General features: G+C 37.7%; 19 protein-coding genes. 16 read left to right on the forward strand and 3 right to left on the reverse strand.

Annotated features, from left to right (window positions below):
• Positions 1 to 15: 15 nt before the first annotated feature.
• Both KI343_RS01180 and KI343_RS01185 read left to right on the forward strand, forming a co-directional pair.
• Positions 16 to 1,389 carry a PTS transporter subunit EIIC gene (locus KI343_RS01180; RefSeq protein WP_212924595.1) on the forward strand — a complete coding sequence of 458 codons (1,374 nt, stop codon included), beginning with the start codon at positions 16 to 18 and terminating at the stop codon, positions 1,387 to 1,389.
• Between the two features lie 64 nt (positions 1,390 to 1,453).
• The gene (locus KI343_RS01185) at positions 1,454 to 2,524 is read left to right on the forward strand and encodes a DUF871 domain-containing protein (RefSeq protein WP_212924596.1); all 1,071 of its coding nucleotides are present in this window, start codon (positions 1,454 to 1,456) and stop codon (positions 2,522 to 2,524) included.
• A 239-nt stretch (positions 2,525 to 2,763) separates the two neighbouring features.
• Here the strand turns inward: KI343_RS01185 and KI343_RS01190 are convergent, their stop codons facing one another.
• On the reverse strand, positions 2,764 to 4,785 hold the full coding sequence (locus KI343_RS01190) for a catalase (protein WP_212924597.1): 2,022 nt from the start codon (positions 4,783 to 4,785) through the stop codon (positions 2,764 to 2,766).
• A gap of 370 nt (positions 4,786 to 5,155) precedes the next feature.
• Between KI343_RS01190 and KI343_RS01195 the strand changes: the two genes are divergently transcribed.
• The 12 genes from KI343_RS01195 (at position 5,156) to KI343_RS01250 (ending at position 19,151) form a co-directional block, all read left to right on the forward strand.
• Positions 5,156 to 7,939: a sigma-54-dependent transcriptional regulator gene (locus KI343_RS01195; RefSeq protein WP_212924598.1), complete on the forward strand. Its 2,784-nt coding sequence runs from the start codon at positions 5,156 to 5,158 to the stop codon at positions 7,937 to 7,939.
• Positions 7,940 to 8,019: 80 nt separating this feature from the next.
• Entirely contained in the window at positions 8,020 to 8,439 is a 420-nt protein-coding gene (locus KI343_RS01200; RefSeq protein ID WP_212924599.1) for a PTS sugar transporter subunit IIA, read from the forward strand.
• Between the two features lie 16 nt (positions 8,440 to 8,455).
• On the forward strand, positions 8,456 to 8,938 hold the full coding sequence (locus tag KI343_RS01205; RefSeq protein ID WP_212924600.1) for a PTS sugar transporter subunit IIB: 483 nt from the start codon (positions 8,456 to 8,458) through the stop codon (positions 8,936 to 8,938).
• A gap of 15 nt (positions 8,939 to 8,953) precedes the next feature.
• Entirely contained in the window at positions 8,954 to 9,727 is a 774-nt protein-coding gene (locus tag KI343_RS01210) for a PTS mannose/fructose/sorbose/N-acetylgalactosamine transporter subunit IIC (protein WP_212924601.1), read from the forward strand.
• Positions 9,708 to 10,553, forward strand: coding sequence for a PTS system mannose/fructose/sorbose family transporter subunit IID (locus KI343_RS01215; RefSeq protein ID WP_244856638.1), 846 nt, complete (start codon positions 9,708 to 9,710; stop codon positions 10,551 to 10,553). The genes KI343_RS01210 and KI343_RS01215 overlap by 20 nt, the downstream gene beginning before the upstream one ends.
• 20 nt (positions 10,554 to 10,573) lie before the next feature.
• Complete coding sequence (locus KI343_RS01220; RefSeq protein ID WP_212924602.1) at positions 10,574 to 11,644, forward strand: SIS domain-containing protein; 1,071 nt, start codon at positions 10,574 to 10,576, stop codon at positions 11,642 to 11,644.
• A 53-nt stretch (positions 11,645 to 11,697) separates the two neighbouring features.
• Positions 11,698 to 12,708: an SIS domain-containing protein gene (locus KI343_RS01225; RefSeq protein WP_212924603.1), complete on the forward strand. Its 1,011-nt coding sequence runs from the start codon at positions 11,698 to 11,700 to the stop codon at positions 12,706 to 12,708.
• Between the two features lie 53 nt (positions 12,709 to 12,761).
• Positions 12,762 to 13,403, forward strand: a complete 642-nt coding sequence (locus tag KI343_RS01230; protein WP_212924604.1) for an HAD family hydrolase — start codon at positions 12,762 to 12,764, stop codon at positions 13,401 to 13,403.
• A gap of 403 nt (positions 13,404 to 13,806) precedes the next feature.
• Positions 13,807 to 15,306: an alpha-amylase family glycosyl hydrolase gene (locus KI343_RS01235; protein WP_212924605.1), complete on the forward strand. Its 1,500-nt coding sequence runs from the start codon at positions 13,807 to 13,809 to the stop codon at positions 15,304 to 15,306.
• Between the two features lie 485 nt (positions 15,307 to 15,791).
• Positions 15,792 to 16,889 carry a D-alanine--D-alanine ligase gene (ddlA, locus tag KI343_RS01240; protein WP_212924606.1) on the forward strand — a complete coding sequence of 366 codons (1,098 nt, stop codon included), beginning with the start codon at positions 15,792 to 15,794 and terminating at the stop codon, positions 16,887 to 16,889.
• A 21-nt stretch (positions 16,890 to 16,910) separates the two neighbouring features.
• On the forward strand, positions 16,911 to 17,330 hold the full coding sequence (locus tag KI343_RS01245; RefSeq protein WP_212924607.1) for a hypothetical protein: 420 nt from the start codon (positions 16,911 to 16,913) through the stop codon (positions 17,328 to 17,330).
• A 168-nt stretch (positions 17,331 to 17,498) separates the two neighbouring features.
• Entirely contained in the window at positions 17,499 to 19,151 is a 1,653-nt protein-coding gene (locus tag KI343_RS01250) for an ABC1 kinase family protein (RefSeq protein ID WP_212924807.1), read from the forward strand.
• A gap of 537 nt (positions 19,152 to 19,688) precedes the next feature.
• Here KI343_RS01250 and guaC read toward each other — a convergent pair.
• On the reverse strand, positions 19,689 to 20,672 hold the full coding sequence (gene guaC / locus KI343_RS01255) for a GMP reductase (protein WP_212924608.1): 984 nt from the start codon (positions 20,670 to 20,672) through the stop codon (positions 19,689 to 19,691).
• Positions 20,673 to 20,924: 252 nt separating this feature from the next.
• Between guaC and KI343_RS01260 the strand changes: the two genes are divergently transcribed.
• A complete protein-coding gene (locus KI343_RS01260) occupies positions 20,925 to 21,725 on the forward strand; it encodes an SDR family NAD(P)-dependent oxidoreductase (RefSeq protein ID WP_212924609.1) in 801 nt (266 codons plus the stop codon).
• A 95-nt stretch (positions 21,726 to 21,820) separates the two neighbouring features.
• Here KI343_RS01260 and KI343_RS01265 read toward each other — a convergent pair whose 3' ends face one another.
• On the reverse strand, positions 21,821 to 23,416 hold the full coding sequence (locus tag KI343_RS01265) for an amidohydrolase (protein ID WP_212924610.1): 1,596 nt from the start codon (positions 23,414 to 23,416) through the stop codon (positions 21,821 to 21,823).
• A 417-nt stretch (positions 23,417 to 23,833) separates the two neighbouring features.
• On the opposite strand from KI343_RS01265, the gene KI343_RS01270 reads away from it, so the two are divergent.
• The gene (locus tag KI343_RS01270; protein WP_212924611.1) at positions 23,834 to 24,736 is read left to right on the forward strand and encodes a hydroxymethylglutaryl-CoA lyase; all 903 of its coding nucleotides are present in this window, start codon (positions 23,834 to 23,836) and stop codon (positions 24,734 to 24,736) included.
• The last annotated feature ends 7 nt before the right edge of the window (positions 24,737 to 24,743 follow it).

The following is a 24,743-nucleotide window of genomic DNA, read 5'->3' on the forward strand; positions in this document are numbered from 1 at the left end:
AGGGAGGGGAACATAATGAAAAAAGAACAAAAAATGGCTGCGGATATTTTAGAGCATGTTGGCGGAAAGGGAAATATTCAACGTATCGCCCATTGTATGACACGATTACGCTTATCATTAAAAGACGATTCCAAAATAAACATGACAGGTCTAAAGCAAGTGGATGGCGTGGTGGGCATTGTTGAAGACGAAACGCTGCAAATTGTTATTGGACCAGGAACAGTAAATAAGGTTGCAGCTGAGATGAGCCAAATTACTGGGTTTGAAATTGGGGAAGAAGCAAACGCGGATGATTTAACATTTGAAGAAAAGGCAGCCCTTGATAAACAAAAGCTTAAAGAAAAGAATCGAACGCCATTTAAAAATTTTTTGCGGAAGATTGGGAACATCTTTATTCCATTAATTCCTGGACTTGTCGCGTCTGGTATTATTAATGGAGCGGCGAACTTTGCTGTTAATGCAGGGGTAGATCGTGAACAGACATGGATGCAAATTTTACTCCTTCTTGGAAGCGTTGTCTTTGCTTCGTTAGGAATCCTTGTCGGCTGGAATACAGCGAAAGAATTTGGCGGGACACCCGTGTTAGGTGCTATTGCAGGAATGTTCTTATTCAGTCCATTACTCGCGGATATTACCATTTATGGGGAAGAATTAACTCCAGGCCGGGGTGGGTTATTTGGTGTTATCTTTGCCGCCTGGTTAATGACGGTTGTGGAGAAAAATGTTCGGAAAGTTATGTGGAATGCGGTAGATATCATCTTTACACCATTAATCACAGTACTCGTTGTCGGATTTGCTTCGTTATATGCAGTTATACCAGTTGCAGGCTTGTTGTCAGATGGGATTACAATAGGACTCACTGCTTTAATCGATGCCGGCGGTGCAATAGCGGGTGCAGTTTTAGCAGGATTTTTCCTGCCTTTAGTTATGGTAGGTTTACACCATGGGTTAACCCCAATACACTTAGAATTAATTAATGCATATAATGAAACCGCTTTATTAACCATATTAGCGATGGGTGGCGCCGGACAAGTGGGGGCGGCAATTGCTATTTATGTAAAAACAAAGAACGAACGCTTACGGAATATCATTAAAGGAAGTGCTCCAGTTGGTTTCTTGGGAATTGGTGAACCTCTTATGTATGGGGTAACCTTGCCATTAGGAAGACCATTTTTAACCGCTTGTTTAGGTGCTTCGGTTGGCGGAGCCTTCCAGGCAGTCATGAGTACAGCATCTTCAGGAATTGGGGTATCTGGTTTATCACTCATTCCGCTCATTACACACGGCCAATATTTCACGTATTTCCTGGGGTTGGTTATATCGTATGCATTTGGTTTCATGTTTACGTACGCATTTGGCTTTAAGGAAAGCATGGCAGATGGAATTTAATAAACATCCGAGATAGGAGATGAAGAATTTCCTATCTCTATTACATAAAGCTGGAGGTAAAAAAGTGTTAGGAATTTCAATATATTTGGGGAATGAACCGATCGCTCAGCAAATTCCCTATATACGTAAAATGAAGGAACGCGGATTTCAATCAATTTTCACATCACTCCATATTCCAGAGGAGGATCACTCGATTTATAAGAAACAGCTTCAGGAACTTGGAGAAATTGCTACTGAATTAGAGATGGAGCTAATGGCAGATATTTCCCCTAATTCTTTGGAAGCGCTCGGCTATCATTGGGGAAACGCAGATCAGCTGCTAAACTGGGGACTTTCCGGCCTAAGAATTGATTATGGCGTGAATGAGAAGATTATTATTGATTTGTCACATAAAATGAGAATTGCATTAAACGCCAGTACGATTACAACGGAGTCGTTAGAACGTATGAAAGCAAAAGGTCTCCACGTTGCCGCGGTAGAAGCATGGCATAATTATTACCCGAGACCAGAAACAGGGCTTGACTTAACTGATTTTAACCAAAAAAACGTTGCGTTAAAGGATGCTGGGTTAACCGTGATGGCCTTTATCCCAGGAGATAAGAAATTAAGGGGGCCACTTTATGAGAGATTACCAACTTTGGAAAAGCATCGCAAGTTCTCTCCATTTGCGGCTTTTTTGGAATTAGACAAACTGGCTGGGGTAGATAAAGTCGTAGTAGGTGATGTTGAAATTAGTGATGCTTCACTGAACCAATTTCATGCCTATGAGCAGAGTGAAATAGTGGTACGAGCTACGCCGAGTGAGCTGGCTGATTCGGATGTGATTAACAAATCGATGAACACGTTTACTAATCGGGCAGATAATGCTAGGGACTGCATCCGTGCAGTGGAATCAAGAAGTTATGCACAGTTTGGGAAAACAGTTATTAAACCCAGTAATTGTATAGAACGCCTCATGGGATCTGTGACAATAGATAATGAAAAATATTTGCGTTATCAAGGAGAAATTCAAATCACATTAACAGATTTGCCGGCAGATGAAAGAGTTAATGTGCTGGGCAGAGTGATTAAAGAGGATTTACCACTGCTTCCCTGGATTAGAGGGAACCAGAAGTTTCGGATTAAATGGGTGTGATGGGCTGGCTTTGTGTTCAAAATAGAGTTGTTCATAGTGGGAAAATCCTTGGCAGCATCCTGGTAGGTGCCACATTCATTTTCCAGTATAGTTATTATCCTTTCTTACTGGATAATAGTTTCCCAATAGGCTAGTCATGTCCTTGTATTTTTTCAAGAAAAAGCAGCCATCTAAAGTGTGATGGCTGCTTCTAAATGAGTGGAGTACCACTTTAAGAATCTTCGAATGGGCGCCTCATCTTACTTTCCAACGCGATCCCAGAATCTTGCTTCAGCTACGGCTTCTATGAATTGATAAGTATCGTTTGTGATGACTCCCTTTTCACCAGTGAGGCCTAAGTCTTCGAGAACGGAAGCACCATCTTGAATAGCGCCAATTGGCTTATAGTGCATAAAAGCTTCTTTTACGAAGGTCGGCGCTTCTTTTGTATATAACGGTTTTTTCCCTTCTTTACTGGCGATTAGAATCGCATCAAATAGTACCGAATCAGCTGTTTTCAATGTGTGATGCACAGGGATTTTTGAGCCATCTTTACTAGAAATCGAACCTTGGTGATCACTAATTATTTCAGGGTTAATATCCGCTTCTTGCAAGTATTTGATCAAGGAATATACCTCTGGATCAAATCCGTCTGCAGCGATGATTCCTACCTTTCTTGTATCAGCTTTCTTTTTCGTATTTGCTTGGCTTAGAGCAGGTGAAGATTTTGCATAGTCTATTTCTTTTTTCTTCGGTATGGCCAGGCCAAGATTATCTGCTATTCTGGTTACTAATTCATGGCTTACATTGGAAAACATATCTATCACTTGTTCACGGATTGTTTCTTCTTGGCATTTTCCAAGTTCGAAGCTAAATGCATCAATGATATGCTGTTTCTCTATATCACTCATACTATTCCAAAATAAAGCGGCTTGGGTAAAGTGATCTTCAAAGCTGATACTACGCATACGTACTTTTTTTCCTTCCACTTTTTCTTGATAATGCTTATAGCCGCCCTCCTCTTCAGGGACTGGATTCGGTGTATTATCAGCTAGTGAGTTTCTGTAATAACTGACTTGGCCACGGTTGATGGTTTGCCGTCCATATCCGTCCCGTTGATTATTATGGAATGGGCAGACAGGCTGGTTAATTGGCAGCTCATGAAAATTCGGTCCACCCAGACGGATAAGTTGCGTATCCGTATAAGAGAAAAGGCGAGCTTGAAGTAACGGATCATTTGTAAAGTCAATTCCTGGTACCACATGTCCTGGATGAAATGCGACTTGCTCTGTTTCAGCAAAGTAATTATCTACATTTTGGTTCAGTGTCATTTTTCCTACAATTTGTACAGGAACATCTTCTTCTGGCCAAATTTTTGTTGGGTCTAGAATATCAAAATCAAATTTAAATTCGTCCTCTTCTTTGATAATCTGTAAGCCTAGCTCGTATTCCGGATATTGGCCATTTTCAATTGAATCATAGAGGTCACGGCGATGGAAGTCCGGGTCAGCCCCATTAATGCGCTGGGCTTCATCCCAGATAACAGAATGAACGCCTAGTACTGGTTTCCAATGGAACTTTACGAAGAAAGCCTGTCCTTCCTCGTTTATCAAACGAAATGTATGCACGCCGAAACCTTCCATCATACGGAAACTTCGCGGTATAGAACGATCAGACATGTGCCACATAATCATATGTGCTGTTTCTTGGTTGTTCGCAACAAAGTCCCAGAAGGTGTCATGCGCTGATTGTGCCTGTGGGATTTCGTTGTGGGGCTCTGGTTTTACTGCATGAATCAGGTCGGGGAACTTGATGCCGTCTTGAATAAAGAATACTGGAATGTTATTTGCGACTAAGTCATAGTTTCCCTCTTCGGTGTAGAATTTCGTTGAAAATCCCCGCACATCACGTGCTAAATCACCAGAACCTCGGGATCCAGCGACTGTGGAAAAACGGACGAATACAGGTGTTTTCTTTCCTGCTTCACTAAGAAAGTCTGCCTTGGTATATGGCTTAAGCGATACATAGGTTTCAAATTCCCCATGTGCAGCGAAACCTCTCGCGTGTACGACACGTTCAGGAATGCGTTCGTGGTCGAAGTGGGTAATTTTTTCTCGCATATGGAAATCTTCTAATAACGTTGGACCACGGTCACCAGCTTTAAGGGAAAACTCATCTTCGTTCATTTTCAGCCCTTGATTCGTCGTAAGTGCTTTATTTCTATCATTTACACGGTATTTATTTAATTGTTGATTTTTTTTATTTTGTTCATTCTTTTTCATTATTATCCTCCTTTATAAAGATTCCTAGTCGACTATTCCCTTCGTGGAGAACAATAAACTAGAAAAGATAGAAAAATATAAACGTAGAGGTGATCATATCCTGTGAAAGTTCATTTAGGTTGACTCGTCTCAAAAAGCGCTACAAAAGAGGTTATGCTACATCTTAGAGCGAATTCTCACCGTATTTTACCGCTATATAGGATTCTAAAAGGAAACCTTGTATTGTATTTTTAGTTATTACAAGATTGATGCCCTCAGAACAACATAGTATGATAAATTTAATATTTTAAAAATACTTGAAAAAACGGGCGATGACGCTCATTTTCAAGAATACATGGTTCACCTTTAATTTAATGCGGGAGGGATATAAATGCTAAAAGACGATTTACTACTATATTTGAATGAAAAAACTCCAACTTTTAATATAGAGGACCCTTCTGAAGCGTTTACTGCCAATAGTATAGCTAGTTTATTTGAAGTTAAACGCAATACGGTAAGTCATTACCTTAATCAGATGGTTGAGGAAGAAAAGGTAATTAAAATAAATACACGTCCGGTTTATTTCCTGAGTCGGCATGTGTTTGAACAGCATTTTTTTAAGGTATCATTCTGTAGTTTTGAAAGTTTTAAATTACTAGAAGAGCAAAAGTGTAAAACAGAAAATCATTTAGATATATTTGATAGAATAATTGGTTCGGATGGAAGTTTAAAAAAAGCGATAGAACAAATTAAGTCATCCATATTTTATCCGGACGGAGGGTTGCCGCTAATATTATGCGGCCCAACAGGAGTTGGCAAAAGTTATACAGCGAATCTTATCCATCAATATAGTATGGAAAAGGAAATCCTATCGAAGGACGCTCCATTTATCAGCTTCAACTGTGCGCAATATGCGAATAACCCAGAGCTTCTCTCTAGTAACTTATTTGGGTATATTAAAGGCGCTTTCACAGGTGCCGATCATACAACAAAGGGGATGTTGGAAGCTGCAGATGGGGGGATATTATTTTTAGACGAGGTACACCGATTAAACGAAGAGGGGCAGGAGAAATTATTTACCTTCCTTGACCAAGGAGTTTACAGGAGGATGGGGGAGACAGAGGGGTGGCACAAAGTAAATGTAAGAATTATATTTGCTACGACGCTAAGCCTTGAAGAGAATTTTTTAAAGACATTCCTTCGCCGTATTCCGATACAAATTATGATACCGAGTCTTGAAGAGCGTGGTGACAAGGAAAAGACACAATTTATATATATGTTCCTAATTAACGAGGCACGTAAATTAAATATGCCAATAAAAATAACAAATAGTGCTTTAGATGCGCTAACCAAACATAATTATAACGGTAATTTAGGTGATTTGAAAAATACGATTAAATATTTGGTTGCCTCATCATTTGCTAAAAATAGAGAATCAGATCAGGTTATCATATCATTACATGAATTAACTGATAAAGTTTTACAAGAGACGACTCAGCCAATAAATTATAAATTTAAACAAAATAGCGAGCTTATTATTTATCCAACATCTACATTAAGCGAGTTAGTTGAGGTGAACCTATCACAAATTGATAATATTAAAAAGGCATATGAACGTATTTTAAAGCTCTACCAAGACAATCAAAAAACGGGTTGGGATAAAGGGTTTCTTGAACAAAATATTTTTAATGAACTTCAGACATTATTTGATAAATTTATTTTTAACACAGAAAAAAGCACCAGCGTATTAATGGAAGTTATAACGGTAAATATGCAGGAAATCATCCGGTATTTAGAACATACAAACAATGTCAGGTTCAACGGGAATAGTGTGTATGTGATTGCCCACTTTCTTTACTATAAAGGAAATAATGTAGTTGATTGGTCACAAAAGCAGAAAAAACTTATTCTTGATCTAAAGCATTTTGTAGAAGAAAATTATCGTACCGAACAACAGCTAGTAAGGCAGTTTATTGAACTGCTAAATAACAAGCTCGATGTTTATATGGATAAAATGGATGAAATAATACTAACCTTTTATATGAAAGGGCTGTCAATTGAATCTCTTGGTGAACAACAAATGAAAGCGATAATTTTAGCGCATGGTTATGCTACAGCTAGTAGTATAGCAAATGTTGCTAACCGACTGCTGCATAAAAATATTTTCGAAGCATTTGACATGCCGCTTGATATATCTGTGGATGATATTGTTAAACGCGTCTTACATTATGTGGAATATACGGACGTTTCGAAAGGACTTGTCATTTTAGTTGACATGGGATCGTTAAAGGAAGTTTATTCACGGTTCACACAACATATAAACGGTCCAATTGCAATTATTAATAATGTTTCTACACAAATGGCATTATTTATAGGAGAAATGATAGGAAAAGATGTTTTTTTAGAAGAAATGATTGAAAAACTAAAATTAAATAGCGATATACAAACGCAATATAGCATTATCTATCCGGAAAAGGAGAAGGAAAAGGTTATTATCACAACATGTTTTACTGGAATGGGAACAGCCCACCAAATCCAAAAGCTACTTCAGAAAAGTATACCCGAGGGGTTGGATATTAAAGTTATTGCTCATGATTACGGACAACTTAAGCAAAATAGCTATTCGGATGCGTTATTCCAGATTTATGATGTGATAGGGATTGTGGGAACAACTGATCCAGGTATTGAGAATGTTAGATATATTTCATTAGAGGATCTCATTTCAGGACAAGGAGAAGGTAAGCTTCGTAAGATATTTAACTCGGTTACAAATGTGATGCAAATTGAAGAAATTAATAATAATTTAGTCCGCAACTTTTCTCTCGAACAAGTGATTGAATCGATTACTATTTTGGATACGGACAAAATACTAACATATGTGGAGGAGTTTCATAATCGTCTGGAAATTCTTATGAATAAACGACTTACAAATGATAAAAAAGTAGCTTTGTTTGTTCATATTAGCTGTTTAGTGGAGCGTCTAATCCGTCATGCACCAATAGAAAGATATCCTGATATAGACAATTTTATAAAGTGTCAAAGTAATATGATAGATATTATAAAAGAGAGCTTTAGTGTCATTGAAGAAACATATAATGTCAAAATCAATATTGCTGAAATTGGCTATATCTATGATTATATCGTTGCCGAGACTGCATCAAATAGATCCTATTAACCTACAGCTTGAGCGTGCCACTAAGTTGGCGCGCTTTTTGCATTATATTCATGAAAGGAAATCGATAAAGGAGGGTAGAGATGAGGTATTTATTATTTGCATCACACGGAGGGCTTGCTGAGGGAATGCTAGATTCAGTAGAAATGGTTACTGGTAAGCATAATAATATTTTCACAATCAGTGCTTATAAAAATGAAAGGGATAACTTAAGTGAACAACTAACAACTGTTATAAATCAATTAGCAGAAAACGACGAGTTAATTATTGTTACAGATATTTTTGGAGGAAGCGTTAACAATGAGTGCATGAAGTTACTGACTGATCCGAGAATACATTTAATTGCAGGATTGAACCTGCCTTTGGCAATTGAGTTAGCCATTATGAATGGTTCTAAAGCGAGCACATCGCAGTTAATTGAAAATGCATTAAAAAATACGAAGGAAACAATAAAATACTGTAATCACTTACTACGTATTGGAGTAGCTGATGAAGAGTTTTAAGAAAGGATGACGAAGCATGATTAAATTATTACGGGTAGACCATAGGTTATTGCACGGACAAGTTGCCTTTTCATGGACGCAGAGTCTAGGAGCGGATTGTATTTTAATCGCAAACGACGATGTGCCAGTAAATGAATTGCGTAAAACTACAATCAAATTAGCGAAACCACAGGGGATAAAGTTAGTCATAAAAAATATGGAGGATGCTATTCAAGCACTAAAAGACGGTGTGACCGATAAATATAAGCTATTCATTGTAGTAGAATCTGTTGCGGATGCCCAAAAGTTAACAGAAGCGTACCCAGAAATTAAGCATGTTAATTTAGGCGGCGTAAAGGCGAAAGATGGAGCCAGAAATATTTCCAAAGCAGTAAATCTATTGCCTGAAGAAGAAAAATTAGTGAAGAAAATGATTGATCAGAATGTAGAAGTTGAGATTAGACAAGTTCCAAGTGACAAAAAAGTTAATGCTGGAACGGTTATTCAAACAAATGGATAGTTGGGAGATGGTACGATGATTACTGCTTTAGTGTTAGGCTTGGTAGCTTTTATCGCACAAAGTGAGTATGCCTTAGGTACAAGTTTAATTTCCCGTCCTATTGTAACAGGTTTGCTTACCGGAATAGTAATGGGGGATATAAAGACTGGTCTTGTAATGGGCGCGACATTGGAACTCGCGTTTATCGGAGTATTTTCAGTCGGTGCCTCAATCCCCCCTAATGTTGTAGTTGGTGGTATTTTGGGTGTCGCTTTTGCGATATCTTCAGGCGCCGGTACCGAAACCGCATTGTTATTGGGATTACCAATTGCTACATTAGCACTCGTTTTTGAAAATCTATACTTAGGTCTTGCACTTCCTATCTTTTTGCATAAAGCTGACCGGTATGCGGAAGAGGCAAATACACGGGGCATTACCTTTATGCATTTATTGGGTGGTTTTGGAATGTCCCTTATGATTGGTTCGATTGTAGCTATTTCGTATTATGTTGGAGGGGATGCAGTTAGTAAAGTATTAGAAGCAATCCCGGGACCTGTACAAACAGGACTTGAAGTTGCGACCGGTTTAATCCCAGCGCTTGGTTTTGCAATGTTGGCCAGATTATTAATCAATAAACAAGTTGTACCATATTTTTTCTTAGGGTTTTTGATTGTAGCTTATTTAGAAATACCTATAACAGGAATAGCTCTACTTGGTGCCATTATAGCTGTTGTCATAGTAGGTATAACACAAAAGCAAACACTGGCTACAAATGAAGGAGGAGTTGAAGATGACGACGAAGACTTCTGAGGAAAATAACCAAGTAGAAATGGTCCCTGAACTAAGTAAAAAAGATTTAAATAGTCTATTTTGGCGTTCATTTCAAATGGAATTTTCGTGGAACTATGAACGACAAGCCAGCTTGGCTTATGTATATGCCATGTTGCCGATTTTAAAGAAGCTATATAAGAATAAAGAAGATCTATCAAGGGCGTTGAAGCGGCATTTAGAATTTTTCAATACGACTCCACATATCGTTACGATGATATTAGGTATTTCGGCAGCAATGGAGAAACAGAACGCGGAAGACCCGAAATTTGATGAATCGTCTATTAACACAGTTAAAGCATCTTTAATGGGGCCATTGGCAGGTATAGGAGATTCATTCTTTTGGGGAACACTTCGTCTGATTGCAACAGGTATCGGAACATCGCTTGCCCTACAAGGGAATATTCTTGGTCCAATATTATTTTTATTAGTATTTAATGTACCCCATATTGTCTTGCGTTATATTCTTACAGGACTTGGATATAAAATGGGAACAGGGTTTCTGAGAAAGTTACAAGAAAAAGGAACAATGGGAAATTTAACATTAGGTGCTTCTATTCTAGGATTAATTGTCATTGGCGGAATGAGTGCGGATATGATTATTCTGAATGTCCCATTAACTATTGGCAGCGGTGATACTGCAACCCCTGTTCAAGAAATTTTAGATGGTATATTACCGGGGCTTTTACCTTTAGCTGCATTTGGAATTATTTACTGGTTACTTGGTAAAGAAGTTAAAGCAACAACATTATTAATTGGAATAGCCTTGGTGAGCATCCTTGGAACTTGGACAGGTATTTTTGGCTGATTAAAAGGAAGGTGTATAAGTTGGTAGTCACGATGATGGATTATATTAAGGAACAAAAGCAAACCTGTAAAAGCATAGCAAGTAATTATGAAGAAACCCTTCATTCATTTGGACAAGTTATCCAAAATAAAAACCCTAAAAACTGGTTAATAATCGCAACAGGTTCTAGTTTAAATGCAACTCTAAGTGCAAAATATTATATGGAGAAAATGACAGGGGTATCTATCGAGGTAGTGGAGCCATTCACGTTTGTTTATTACGAAAAGTTGAAACAAACAACAGATTTGATTCTAGTTATTTCACAAAGTGGTCAAAGTTATTCAACAATTGAAGCCTTGAAGAAGGTTCAAGAAATGGAAGGTATCCCTAAGGTAGCACTGACAGGGAATATGAATAGTTCGATAACAAGGTATGCAGATATGACCGTAGACATCGGGTGTGGTATAGAGAAGGTGGGGTATGTAACAAAGGGGTTTACTTCCACCGTCTTAACTTTAATGTTGATGGGTGTTGTAGCTGGAAATATAAATGGGAATTTGACTGGTGAAAATAAATTACAGGAAATAAATGAGATCGAAAATGCGCTTGAACAAATTCCAAGTATTATCGAGCGATCAGAGAGATTTTATAAACAGCATGCTGAAGAATTAATTAATATTCCCCGTTTTGCGGCAGTGGGTTATGGACCAACCTTTGGAACCGCAAAGGAGTGTGAAACAAAATTTACAGAAACCGTCCGTGTTCCTACACAAGGTTTCGAATTAGAGGCATTTATGCATGGACCATATTTAGAGGTAGATGATTCATATGGCCTTATTACGATTCAAACGAACAGTATTCACGCAGAACGGTCAAATAAACTGAAAAACTATTTCTCAACGTATACGGAACATTGCTTTTCCATAACAACGGAAAATGAAGACAACGAAAAAACAATGTCTATCGGGATAAATATTGATGAATACAAAAGCCCGCTTTTGATGGTTATTCCGTTTCAGGTATTAGCTTATCGAATTACATTAGGCAGAGGCATTGATATTAACAAGGATATATTTGAAGATTTTGACCAGGTATTGAAAAGCAAAATATAAAAAAAAGTTATCAAAAGCAGTTAAAAAGATAGTAAAAATTAGGAGGAATGATTATGTTAAAGTTTAACGAAAAATTATATTTAGAAGATGGGAAAGCTACGTATCAAACTCGTGGTTTGATTGAACAAATTGCAGATGAGATTTCCGAAGAAGGATTTAACAATATTTTCTTTATCTCCGTTGGTGGATCTATTTCTATCATGTGGCCAGTTCAAGAAATGTTAAAACAAATGACTACTATTCCTGTATATGCTGAACATGCGGCCGAAGTTGTACTTACAGGACATAAGCAGTTATCAAAAGAGTCACTAATTATTATGTCATCTAAATCTGGTGATACGAAAGAAACCGTCCGTGCTGCGGAATGGTGTAAGGAAAATGGTTATCGAGTGGTCTCGCTTGTTGGCACTCCTGATTCCCCTTTAGAAACTTTAAGTCATTGGGTAATTCCGAATAAGGCAAAAGATGGTGTTGAATTTGAATACATGGCTCTATTTATGCTTATGTTTAGACTACTTGCTAATCGAGGCGAGTTTCCGAGATACCAAGATTTTGCAGATCAATTGGAAAGGCTTCCAGAAAATCTCGTGAAGGCGAAGCAAAAATTTGAACCACTTGCAGATGAGATTGCTAAAAAGTACTATAATGAGCCGTACAATATTTGGATTGGTGATGGGGAAATGTGGGGAGAGGTTTATCTCTTTGCAATGTGTGTATTGGAAGAAATGCAGTGGATTCGTACTAAAACCGTTTCTTCATCCGAGTTCTTTCATGGAACACTCGAATTAGTAGAAAACGGTGTGCCCGTGTTCCTTGTAAAGGGGGAGGGCGTACGCCGGGCAATTGATGAACGTGTAGAAAATTTTTGCAAACAGTATACAGATAAATTAGTAGTGTTTGACACAAAGGACTATGAATTAGAAGGAATTGATGATGCGTTTCGCTGGATTTTAGCTCCAACCATTTCGACAGCTTTATTAGTAGACAGACTTGCCTTTCATTACGAAAAATATACAGGTCACGATTTGGACATCCGTCGCTATTATCGTCAGTTTGATTATTAAAAGTATGGACAGATAATAGATTTCATTAAATCTAACTGTTGAAGGAGCTTAAAATGGAAGACCTACAATTAGTAATTTTTGACATGGACGGTTTGTTGTTTGATACGGAACGGCCTTCCTACCAAGCTATGAAAATAGTGATGGAGAAGAATGGATTTGATTTTCAGTTAGAAACTTATAAAAGGATGATAGGCATTAGTGACCATGGGTGCGAACAAATTCTAAAGGACATTAATGGTAAAGATTTTCCAGCTGATCTTATATTTAGTGACTACGATATTGTATTTAAAGAAATCCTAACTAATGAAGGAATTCAAGTTAAGCCTGGAGTCGAGGAACTATTAGCTGTATTAGATAAAAAGGGTATACAAAAATGTATTGCTTCTTCAAGTAGTAGAGAAACTATCCATAATTATTTAGCAATTACAGGTTTAACGGAACAATTTGAATTTTATCTTAGTGGGGAAGAAGTCAAAAAGGGAAAACCGAGTCCTGATATTTTCCTAGAAGCCTGTCGAAGGGCACGGGTGGGTCCGGAATCTGCTTTAGTTTTAGAAGATTCCCTGCATGGCCTGCGAGCTGCGACGAGAGCTAATATCCGATGTATTATTGTTCCTGACTTAATAGAACCAAATGAGGAAATGGAAAGAGATGCAATGTGTATTGTATCAGATTTAAAGAAAGTTAGCGTTTAGCATAACTTCATTATGTATAAATAACTGAATATAGATTGTTTTTAGAAGCAGTTTGTTACAATACACACGTCATTGTGTACTTTTAACGAACTGCTTTTTGTTTAGTTAATACAATCCAGAGCTTATAATAATGTTTCTATGGTTTATCAGAAATGATTATTACTTATAAGTTGACCCGCTTATGCGTGCTTAACACGAAAAACCGCAATTGGCTATTCAATAATAATAGGTTTTGGTGAAGTGTACTTCAATTTAAAAATAGCCACTGCAAGCGTTCATGAAATAGCCCTTTTTTATTTAAATTTGTGAACGCTTTTTTACAAGAACTATATGAAGGTAGGAATTTTTAAGGAAATAAGCGATAATGGAGTAGGATTAGAAATTATACACTGGAGGAAAATACATGATCAAAAAAATAGGTATTGGACTTGTTGCTTTTTTAAGCATATTTATGATACAAGTACCGGTGCATGCGCAGGAAGAGAATATACATAATGAAATATTCTATCAGATATTAATCGACCGCTTTAATAACGGTGATTCAGAGATTGATGAAGAAATAGATATTGAAGATCCCTATAACTACCATGGCGGTGACTTTCAAGGCATTATAAATAAATTAGATGATTTACAAGACCTTGGAATTACTGCAATCTCGCTATCGCCTATTATGGAAAATAAACCCAAAGGATATCATGGTTATAGGATTACTAATTTTTATCAGGTTAACCCGCAGTTTGGTACAATGGAAGATTTCGAACGACTGATTTCAGAAGCTCATCAGCGTGATATGAAGATAATCATTGATTTTGTAGTTACTTATGTGGCGGATACAAACCCTTTAACAGAGGATCCTGATAAGGAAGATTGGTGGTTAGGAACGCCCGAGTCAGAGGATGAGCGGCTGTCGGAAACCGTTCAAATTGATTTAAACAATCCGGAAGCAGCAGATTATATGTTAGATGCTGCGATATATTGGGCAACGGAAACAGAGGTGGATGGTTTTAAGCTGCCCGGTGTTGACACAGCTCCACCGGCGTTTATCGAAAATCTAACCGCGAAGTTAAAAGAGATTCAACCTGAATTTTATGTTATTGGCGATGTAACAAGTGCAAACATGGATAAAGGTATCCATTTGTTAGAAAATACGGCGCTTGACTTAATCAATTATCCAGAGCTTAATCAAAACTTAAGCGAAACATTTGCAGAAAGTGATAATACTGTTTCTTCAATATATGATAAATGGGATGAATTGCAGCTAACTGATTTTTATAAACAAATAGACAGTTTTCAAGAGGAGCGTTTTACGAATGTTTTTTCTGAAAACCAGCGTAACGCATTAACAGCTTGGAGGCTTGCATTAACATATATGTATACCACGCCAGGTGCAACCATGATAACGCAAGGAACAGAGCTTCCAATGTATGGAATGGATGCAGAAGAATCACAGCGGCTTGTTCCTTTCAATAGTGGGGATGATGATTTAAAGGAGTTCCATAAAAGAATTGCTTCACTACACAATGAATTTCCTGCTCTTAGAATTGGTGATTTTGAATACGTTGGATCCGAAGCTTCTATGTTGGTGTATCGGCGCAGTTATCAAGACGAGATAATGTATGTGGCGATTAATAATGGAAGCGAATCTGCATATATTGATGTGGATAATTTAGAATCCGGCTTACAACTGAAAGGTATTTTGGAAGATAATCTTGTCCGTGAAAATAAGGAAGGTAACTATCGAATAGGCATCCCAAGGGAATCCGTAGAAGTATATATTCTAGAAGAGGATAAAGGGATAAATTGGTTGTTTATCGGTTTTATTGTGACGGTCCTCACCCTATTTGTAATTGCAGTTCTTTTGTTAAAAAGGAAGCAGAAAATTAGAGAGCGTCAAAAAGTTTGAGAATAGAAATGCAGAGAATATATCAAAGCTATTAAATGAATAAAGTCTATTTATCTTAGAGGTTGGGACAGAAGAAAGTGTATCGTCTAGAAGCCGAACATATAGCGAGTATTTCGTACATATGATGTTCCGGAGTTACTGGATAAAAAACACGTTTGTCTCGGCCTTCTTTTGATTTCTGGGGATATAATTCTTTTCATCGCAATTATCTCTTTCGTATTTTTAGCCAGTCAAGAAAGGAGACCTCTTTTCATGAATTTACAATCAGACCAGAAATCTGGTCGTTTAGCTCGAACTCCAAAACTAGGAGCTGAAAATATACGATGTCTTTCTAAGTAAATTTCTTCAATTTCGCATTAAATTCCCCCTTCAAAATGAACTCTATGATAAAATAGCGATACAGGTCAAACAAATTATGATATAAGTACATATTATGGGATGAGTATAATAAATATGTCATCAGAGTTAACGAGGAGAGGATTTAAATGAAGAAAAAAGTTGGTATTGTATTTGGAGGGAAATCTTCAGAGCATGAGGTTTCTTTACAATCAGCTAAAAATATTGTGGATGCGATTGATTTAGATAAATATGAAGTATATCTTTTAGGAATTGATAAACAAGGGAATTGGCATGTGAATGACCGTTCACATTATTTACTAAATGAAGAGGATCCAAGCCTAATTGCATTAAATAAAACTGGAAAAGGTATTGCGATTGTTCCTGGAGCAGAAGAGAATCAAATTATTCAGACTGATTCAGATATAAGCATGGATCAATTAGACGTTGTCTTTCCAATCGTGCATGGAACATTGGGAGAAGACGGAAGTTTACAAGGAATGCTAAGAATGGCGAATATCCCATTCGTCGGATCTAGTGTATTAGGTTCGGCTATTAGTATGGACAAAGATATCGCAAAACGTTTGTTGCGCGATGCAGGTTTAGATGTTGCGAAAGGCTATACTTTCCGTAAAGCACAACAAGACCACATTTCATATCAAACTATTGTTGCAGAATTAGGCACGCCGCTATTTATTAAGCCAGCTAACCAAGGGTCTTCTGTTGGTGTACACAAAGTAGAAACAGAGGAAGAATTTAATCATGCTATTCAGGATGCATTCTTATATGACCATAAAGTTTTAGTGGAAGAAGCGATACAGGGAAGAGAAATTGAATGTTCTATTTTAGGAAATGAGGAGCCAATCGCTTCTGTTCCAGGAGAAATTCTTCCAACTGTTGAATTTTACTCTTATGAAGCGAAGTATATTGATGAATCTGGAGCAAATTTAGAAATTCCGGCGAAATTAGAAAAAAGTGTGGAAGCAAAAATTCAAACAACAGCCATTCGGGCTTTTGAGGCCTTAAATTGTGAAGGTTTGGCAAGGGTAGATGTATTTTTAAAAGACGATAATACAATCATTATTAATGAGATTAATACATTGCCTGGCTTTACTAAAATTAGTATGTATCCAAAACTCTGGGAGGAAAGCGGAATATCCTATCGCGAACTTATCGAGAGATTAATTGAACTAGCGATTGAGCGTTATCAAAGCAATCAGCAATTAAAAAGCTCCATTCAAAATTAACGTAGTAAAAAGGATGATTGAATGTCTAGCAACAAAACAGAAGAAAACCGTGTCAAAGCCTATTTAATAAATAATTTGCCATCACTGATTTTTCATTTTTTCCTTTCCGTCCTTGCTGTTTTGGCGGTACTGATCACAGGTCAGGCAAAAGGTATATTCTTCAGTATTTTAATCATGTATGTGGTATTTGGATTATTTTTGAAAAATCAAGGAACGGTATGGAAAAACGTTCAATCTGTTTCAATGATTATGGTGATTAATCTGATATTATATACGGTACTGCCTTTGGCAATACCTCAACTGCTTATGTTTTATTCTTTACCATATATCTATTTAGGGATTATGAATGGACAATTAATTTATTTAGCGATCATCTTGCCATCAATTTGTATGTTAATTGGTTTATATGTAAAAATATTAATTACAAACTTTAAAAAATGATAAATATATAAGAACAAAGAGGAACTGCAAGCGTAGAACAGTTCCTCTTTGTGGCATATGTTCAGCTCTCGGATTTCTTGTTAAACATGGATTGAGAATGGGTATACTATGAATATAAACGAATCGGAAGGGAGGGGACATACCATTTTGAAAAAACGTATTCGTCATATGCAACGTTATCGAGAAATATTAGTAGCTTTTTCCCGGAATGGTTTTGGTTATATTGTTAAAGAATTGGGTTTACAAAAAGTTGTTTCTTTACCCGAGAGGTTGCTGAAGGGGAAAAAAGAAATACATAGCAAAACAACCGGTGAGCGAATCCGCCTTTTTCTAGAAGAATTAGGTCCAACCTTTGTTAAACTTGGGCAAATTGCGAGTACAAGGAATGACTTGATTCCTCAAAATATTATTAAAGAACTGGAGAAGCTGCAAGATCAAGTTGGTAAAATTCCTTATAACGAGATAAAAGAGATTGTGGAAAGAGAATTAGGAGCCCCTATTGAAGAAATATTTAAGGATTTTAATCAAGATCCGTTAGCAGCTGCTTCCATTGGACAAGTTCATCAGGCTGTTCTCCAGACTGGAGAAGAAGTGGCTGTAAAGGTACAGCGTCCGAATATTGAAAAGAAGATTCATACGGATTTAGAGATCTTAATGAATTTTGCAACACTTGCGGAAACGCGTTTAGAATGGGCGCAACAATATAAAATCACAGAAATCATTGAGGAATTTAAAGCATCCATTTTGGCTGAGTTAGATTATACGCTAGAAGGACGGAATGCACATAAAATTGCAATGAATTTCAAGAATGATAAAGATGTTAAAGTCCCTCATGTTTATTGGGAGTATACGACAGAGCGTGTTCTGACAATGGAGTTTGTTAAAGGTATTAAATTGGATGAGAATGAACTGCTGGTTCGAGAGGGGTACCAGCCGAAAGTTATTGCGGAGAAATTAATTCAGAATTTATTTGAACAGATTTTAATGGATGGATTTTTCCACGCAGATCCGCATCCGGGTAACGTGATGATTCTTCCAAACCACCAATTATTGTTTATTGATTTTGGGATGGTAGGACGCCTTACCCCTATGTTGAAGGAGCATTTGACAGATATGATTATTGCGCTTGCTCGCCAAAATACACATGCCATTGTGAAGACTATTTACAAAATGGGCGTTGTTCCTGATGATGTCCATGACGACGTGATGCGTGCAGATATAGAAGAGCTTCGTGACAAATATTATGACATTCCTTTTAGTCAGGTTAGCTTAGGTGAAGCAGTGAATGACTTGTTCAGTGTTGCTTCCAAACATCGAATTCGTATTCCTGCTGATCTATCTCTCGTTGGAAAAACGCTCTTAACATTAGAAGGGACAGTGGAGCGATTAGATCCGGATATTAGTATTGTTAAAATTGCACAGCCTTTTGGGAAGAGGTTGATTAAAGAAAAATACCGTCCGAAAAAAATAGCAGAAGAAGTTTACGGACAGGTCGATGACTATAAGGACATTATCTTAGATTTACCAGAGCATATAAATGCGCTGTACAAACTTATACGCAAAGGAAAGTTTCCATTGGAAATATCCGTTGCAAGAGTTGATATGATTCTTAGGAAGTTTGACAGAATCAGCAATCGTATATCTTTCAGCATTGTGCTGCTTTCCTTTAGTATCATAATGGTTGGTTTAATTATCGGTTCAGCAATTGTAGGGAAGGCATCCTATTTCTGGAATTTGCCTGTCATTGAAATTGGCTTCGTTGTCGCTGTTCTAATGTTTATTTGGCTGATCTTTTCGATTTTTAGGTCAGGAAGGTTTTGAAGAAGAAAAAGCTTATGTCGATTGGGGGAATCCTTTAGACATAAGCTTTTTTCTTATCGTTTTACTGGTTAGGAAATTATAAAATTGTTTGCGTGTGGATAACTATTTATAGAAAAATAGCCACGTCCAGCTCCAAGCGCCCAGCGACTAGCGAGACTTCCCTCACCTCCGTACGATAAAGAAGACTTGGCGACTGACAAGCCGACAGGCGTAGGCAGAGCCATAGTCGCACTTATGCCCGTGGTGAAAAGAAGACTTAGCGATTGGCAAGCCGTGAGGCGCAGACAGAGCTAAAGTCGCACTTATGCCCGTGGTGAAAAGAAGACTTGGCGACTGACAAGCCGACAGGCGTAGGCAGAGCCATAGTCGCACTTATGCCCGTGGTGAAAGTCAACATCGACTCTAGATAATGGAAGGCCGACTAAAACCAGGCTAAAGCCTAACGTCGGCATACCCCTAAAGGGGCATATTTCCTTTATCTCCTACGGGTCAGTCCAGTCCGTACGTCGCTACCCGGGCGCTCTGCGCTTTTGTTCTTTAAAATACTTTATCCCCATTAAAGATGGAGTTTTTAACCACCACATAATCTACATTTCGTATAGCATCTAAATGTTTGCCGCCAGCATAAGAAATAGAAGATTGAAGATCCTGTTCCATTTCTGTCAAAGTGTCTTGCAAGGCACCTTTATGTTCCACATACATTTTCTTACCTTCAACGTTTTTCTTTTCCCCTTTTTGAAACTCGGATGCAGAACCAAAATATTCTTTCAACTTCTTACCATCTTTTTCAATGGTATCTCCAGGAGATTCTTCATGACCGGCAAATAAAGAGCCAATCATGACCATAGAAGCGCCAAAACGGACGGATTTTGCTATATCTCCATGCGTACGGATACCGCCGTCTGCAATAATCGGTTTGCTTGCAGCTTTTGCACACCAGCGTAAAGCCGCCAGCTGCCAGCCGCCAGTTCCGAACCCTGTTTTGATTTTAGTAATACATACTTTTCCAGGTCCAATACCAACCTTTGTCGCATCAGCGCCAGCATGTTCAAGTTCGCGAACAGCTTCGGGAGTGCCAACATTCCCAGCGATTAAAAAGCTGTCTGGTAGATGCTTCTTAATATGTTTAATCATGCCAATAACAGAATCAGCGTGTCCATGTGCTATATCAATAGTGATATATTCAGGTACGAGATTATTGCTCGCAAGCTCTTCGACAAATCCGTATTCTTCTTCTTTTACTCCAACACTGATAGAAGCGTATAAATCTTGCTCTTGCATTGTTTTAATAAAGTCAGCACGCTTTTCTGGCTGGAATCGGTGCATAATATAGAAATAATTATTTTTAGCTAAATAAGTTGCAATATTTTCATCTATTATCGTTTGCATGTTTGCAGGTACAACTGGTAATTTAAAAAATCTTCCTCCGAATTCAATGGATGTATCACATTCTGAACGGCTATCTACAATACATTTTGCGGGAACTAATTGGATATCTTCGTAATCAAAAACATTTTCCATGTAAAACACTCCTAAACACGAATGAAATTTGGTGTTAATATTAAAAACGTCCGTCTTTTGTAATTTAACCTAATAAGATTGTTTTGTCAATGTTTTACGTTTTAGTATAGCTAATTTGAAAAATAGTTATATAAGTTGGAGATTCCTCTTTTTCACATCTTAGGAGATAACCGCTCTAATTTAACCTGTATTTTTAAATTCAGTGATATAATAAAAAAACATATCGTATAAGTAAATGAAAGGAGAAGGGCTATGACTATATTTTCCAATGAAGCATTAAAGGATAGGCATGTATTTATTACAGGGGCGACTGGTGGAATAGGAATGAAGACCGCGAAAATTGTTGCAGAGATGGGTGCGAAAGTTACCATTACGGGACGGAATACAGATAAGCTTGCTAAGTTGAAGCATGAGCTCGAAAGCCTAACGGATGTATCAAGCGTATTTGTTCAGAAGGCTGACATAACAAATAAAGAAGAAAGAGAGCGATTGGTTAGCAATGCGCAAACAGCTTTAGGGTTTATTTCTGATTTAGTAAATGCAGCAGGTGTTGCAGGAAATAAGACAGTGGATCAGCTAGAGGAAGCAGATATTGAAGCGATGATGCGTGTTAATTATTTATCTGCTTTTAATCTTACAAAAGAAATTTATAAGGAAATGCGGGAAAAGCAGCAGGGAAATATTGTTAATGTTGCATCTTTGTCTGGCTTGCGTGGTACATATGGAAATACAGCCTATGCTTCTTCTAAATTTGCGATGATAGGCTGGACGCAGTCAATGGCAGTGGAGGCAATTGCTTATAATATTCGTGTAAACGCTGTGTGTCCCGGTTTTGTCGATACGGAGATGGTACAAGATTTGTTTGAAGAGAAAGCGAAAAATACAAATCAATCCTATGAACAGGTGAGAAAGTCAGCGGAAGAATCCTTACCTTCCAAAAGAATTACCACAGCCGATGAGGTGGCCAATACAATCGCTTTCCTGCTTACAGATGCAGCACGTAATATCGTAGGGGAGTCCGTAAAAATTTCAGGCGGGGCTGTGATGCGGTAGCGGTAAACAAGCCGAGAACTGTTAACTGAAGCAAGAGGTCGGGAGATATGAATTTAATAGTCCCGACCTCTTACTTATGTTTATTTATATTATATTCATCTCTTGATATACTTCTTATCTCCACCAATAATTGTCATTTCAATAGATATATCCAATAATTCATCAGCATCCCTTATCTTAAATGGATCAGCGGAATAAACCGTCATATCTGCAAGCTTGCCACGAGAAATGGTACCCTTCAGATTTTCTTCATTCGTCGTGAATGCTGCGTACTTTGTAAATAAATAAAAAGCTTGCTGTATGGTTAATTTTTGCTCGGGATACCAGCCATGATGTGTCTCACCCGGTGCTTTTCTGGTAACAGCAGCATGGATTCCCAGTAAAGGGTTTATTGGTTCAACAGGGGCATCTGATCCGCCGCCGCAAATAACGCCATTATCCAATAATGTTTTCCATGCATAGGCGTAAGGCATACGAGCTTCCCCGAGACGATCTTTTACCCACGGATAATCACTGGCAAGAAAACGGGGCTGAATGTCAACGATACGATTTGGATTGGCAAGGCGTTTTACTAAATTTGGGTTAATAACTTGTGCATGAATAAGTCGATCTCTGTATGCTGCAGCTGGAAATTGGTCAAGAATATCGAGTACATTCTCTAAGGCTTGGTCACCAATGGTATGGACAGCGACTGGCATTGCTAACTGCCGGGCACGTTTTACAATATTGTACAGATTATCTTGTGTAAGCATTGCTTCACCAATTTGTCCAGGTTGATCGGTGTATTCTTCCTTTAATAAAGCTGTTCTTCTTCCCAAGGCACCGTCCGCAAATATTTTAACAGCGCCAATTTGTAAGTTGCTATTTCCATAACCTGTATACATGCCTTTCTGATGAAGGTCTTCTAAAAAATCATAATCAATTAATAGATTGGTTCGCAATCCCAATTTTTCTTGATTTAATAATTCTTCATAGAGCTGATACGTCTGCTGTAAACCGCCTAAATATGCAGGATCGTTGGAATGGACACTAGTAATCCCGTATTGCATTACTCTATTCATGGTTTTTCGAAGTGCCTTTTTCCATGTTTGAAACGATTTATCAGGAATTTTCGCTTTAAATAATGCAGATGCCGATTCAAGAATTAGGCCGGTAGGCTCGCCATTTCTATCAGTTACAATCTCGCCGCCTTCTGGAATAGGTGTTGTACTGGAATAATTAATTCGTTCAAGAGCTTTGGAGTTAACCACAGCCGCATGCTCGCATATTCTTGTAAGATAAAGGGGGTGATTTGGGACAGCAGCATCCAGTTCGTCCTTTGTCGGCAGGCCGCCATCGGTAAATAGATTTTCATCCCAACCAGCACCAATCAACCATTCTCCTTTATCTAATGTAGTTGCATGTTGTCTAACTTTATTTAAAAACACCTCTTTCTTGGTGACACCAGTAATATCTAAATCAATAAACTTCATTGCCTGCAAGGAAAGGTGAAGATGCGTATCTGTTAACCCCGGGGTAACTGTTTTTCCTTCAAGATCAATGATTGCATCACTTTTTGCGCCCCAAAAAGCTAGTATTTGAGAACTTGACCCTATATCTATAAAACGCCCGTCTTTAACAACGACAGCTTCAACAACTGGTTGAAATGATTGAAATGTATGAATGACGCCATTGGTATATATCTTTATCATTGAAAATCTCCTTGTCTCATGAAGCTATCTATCGGATTTCTAAGAATGAAAACACTAGAAATAATTCTTTGGATAACTTTCACCTGCGTATTTTTTAAAGTAATGGTGGATTTCCATTTTAAATCCATTGAAGAAACAATATCCTCGCAAATTGACTTTTTATTGTATTATTATATTTTATCAAAATTATCTGGTTTTGACAGCGGAGAAGGTTGACATTTTCAGAAATTTTATTATATACTTGGTTCAACAAAGTTGAATATAATGAAACACAGTTGATTTTCTCTCAATAAATTAAAAGTAAAGGCGATTTAGGGTCAACAAGGTAACACCAATATTTTTTACTATCAAGTAAATAACATTTGATGTGATATGTTCATACATTAAAATGAAAACGGATACATTGGAGGGATATCGATGCGCGGGTTGCCGGACGAGGTATATTTGAAGGAAGTAGGGCCAAGAGATGGGTTGCAAAATGAGAAGCAGTGGATATCTACAGATGATAAGGTTGCTTGGATTAATATGCTTTCGAAAACAGGTGTCTCGGAAATTGAATATTCATCCTTTGTTCATCCCAAAATGATTCCTGCGTTGAAAGATGCAAGAGAGGTAGGAAAGCGAATCCATCGTGAAGAAGGAGTTATTTATTCTGCTTTAGTCCCGAATAGGAGAGGATTAGAATATGCGTTAGAAGCGGGGATTGATGGGGCTTCTGTATTTATGTCTGTAAGTGAGACGCATAACCAAAAAAACATTAATAAAAGCATTTCGGAGACGTATCCAGTATTACAAGAAGTAATTAAAGAAGCTAAAAATGCGCAGAAGATTGTAACAGGTTATGTTTCTACTGTGTTTGACTGTCCATACGAAGGACGTATTGCGGTGGGGGATGTATTACGTGTATGTGATCAATTAATTGAAAGCGGAGTAGATTATATTTCACTCGGAGATACAATCGGAACGGCTGTACCCACCCAAGTAGAGAAGTTGCTTGAGGGTCTCTTTCCTTATTTTCCAAAAGATAAGTTCATACTGCATTTTCATGATACGAGAGGAATGGCGATAGCAAATATTATGACTGCACTTCATATGGGAATTACCCGCTTTGATAGTACAGTCGGCGGTTTAGGTGGTTGTCCTTATGCTCCAGGAGCAGCAGGAAATGTTGCTACAAATGATGTTTTATATTTATTAAACGGACTGGGAATTGAAACAGGAATTAATGAAAAACATATTCAAGAGGCGAGTATATTTATCCAAAACAAACTTGGGAAACCATTGCCTAGCAGGTCAGTAGCTTATTTGAAAAATGCTTGAAATGAAG

It is taken from the genome of Oceanobacillus sp. J11TS1 (assembly GCF_018333215.1).
Classification (GTDB): Bacteria; Bacillota; Bacilli; order Bacillales; family Amphibacillaceae; genus Oceanobacillus.

Coding starts and splice junctions, on each gene's coding strand:
- KI343_RS01250 (WP_212924807.1), top strand. CDS start 17,499: ATGCAACGTTATCGAGAAATATTAGTAGCTTTTTCCCGGAATGGTTTT.
- KI343_RS01260 (WP_212924609.1), top strand. CDS start 20,925: ATGACTATATTTTCCAATGAAGCATTAAAGGATAGGCATGTATTTATT.
- ddlA (WP_212924606.1), top strand. CDS start 15,792: ATGAAGAAAAAAGTTGGTATTGTATTTGGAGGGAAATCTTCAGAGCAT.
- guaC (WP_212924608.1), bottom strand. CDS start 20,672: ATGGAAAATGTTTTTGATTACGAAGATATCCAATTAGTTCCCGCAAAA.
- KI343_RS01230 (WP_212924604.1), top strand. CDS start 12,762: ATGGAAGACCTACAATTAGTAATTTTTGACATGGACGGTTTGTTGTTT.
- KI343_RS01265 (WP_212924610.1), bottom strand. CDS start 23,416: ATGATAAAGATATATACCAATGGCGTCATTCATACATTTCAATCATTT.
- KI343_RS01200 (WP_212924599.1), top strand. CDS start 8,020: ATGAGGTATTTATTATTTGCATCACACGGAGGGCTTGCTGAGGGAATG.
- KI343_RS01180 (WP_212924595.1), top strand. CDS start 16: ATGAAAAAAGAACAAAAAATGGCTGCGGATATTTTAGAGCATGTTGGC.
- KI343_RS01215 (WP_244856638.1), top strand. CDS start 9,708: ATGACGACGAAGACTTCTGAGGAAAATAACCAAGTAGAAATGGTCCCT.
- KI343_RS01195 (WP_212924598.1), top strand. CDS start 5,156: ATGCTAAAAGACGATTTACTACTATATTTGAATGAAAAAACTCCAACT.
- KI343_RS01210 (WP_212924601.1), top strand. CDS start 8,954: ATGATTACTGCTTTAGTGTTAGGCTTGGTAGCTTTTATCGCACAAAGT.
- KI343_RS01270 (WP_212924611.1), top strand. CDS start 23,834: ATGCGCGGGTTGCCGGACGAGGTATATTTGAAGGAAGTAGGGCCAAGA.
- KI343_RS01235 (WP_212924605.1), top strand. CDS start 13,807: ATGATCAAAAAAATAGGTATTGGACTTGTTGCTTTTTTAAGCATATTT.
- KI343_RS01190 (WP_212924597.1), bottom strand. CDS start 4,785: ATGAAAAAGAATGAACAAAATAAAAAAAATCAACAATTAAATAAATAC.
- KI343_RS01225 (WP_212924603.1), top strand. CDS start 11,698: ATGTTAAAGTTTAACGAAAAATTATATTTAGAAGATGGGAAAGCTACG.
- KI343_RS01205 (WP_212924600.1), top strand. CDS start 8,456: ATGATTAAATTATTACGGGTAGACCATAGGTTATTGCACGGACAAGTT.
- KI343_RS01245 (WP_212924607.1), top strand. CDS start 16,911: ATGTCTAGCAACAAAACAGAAGAAAACCGTGTCAAAGCCTATTTAATA.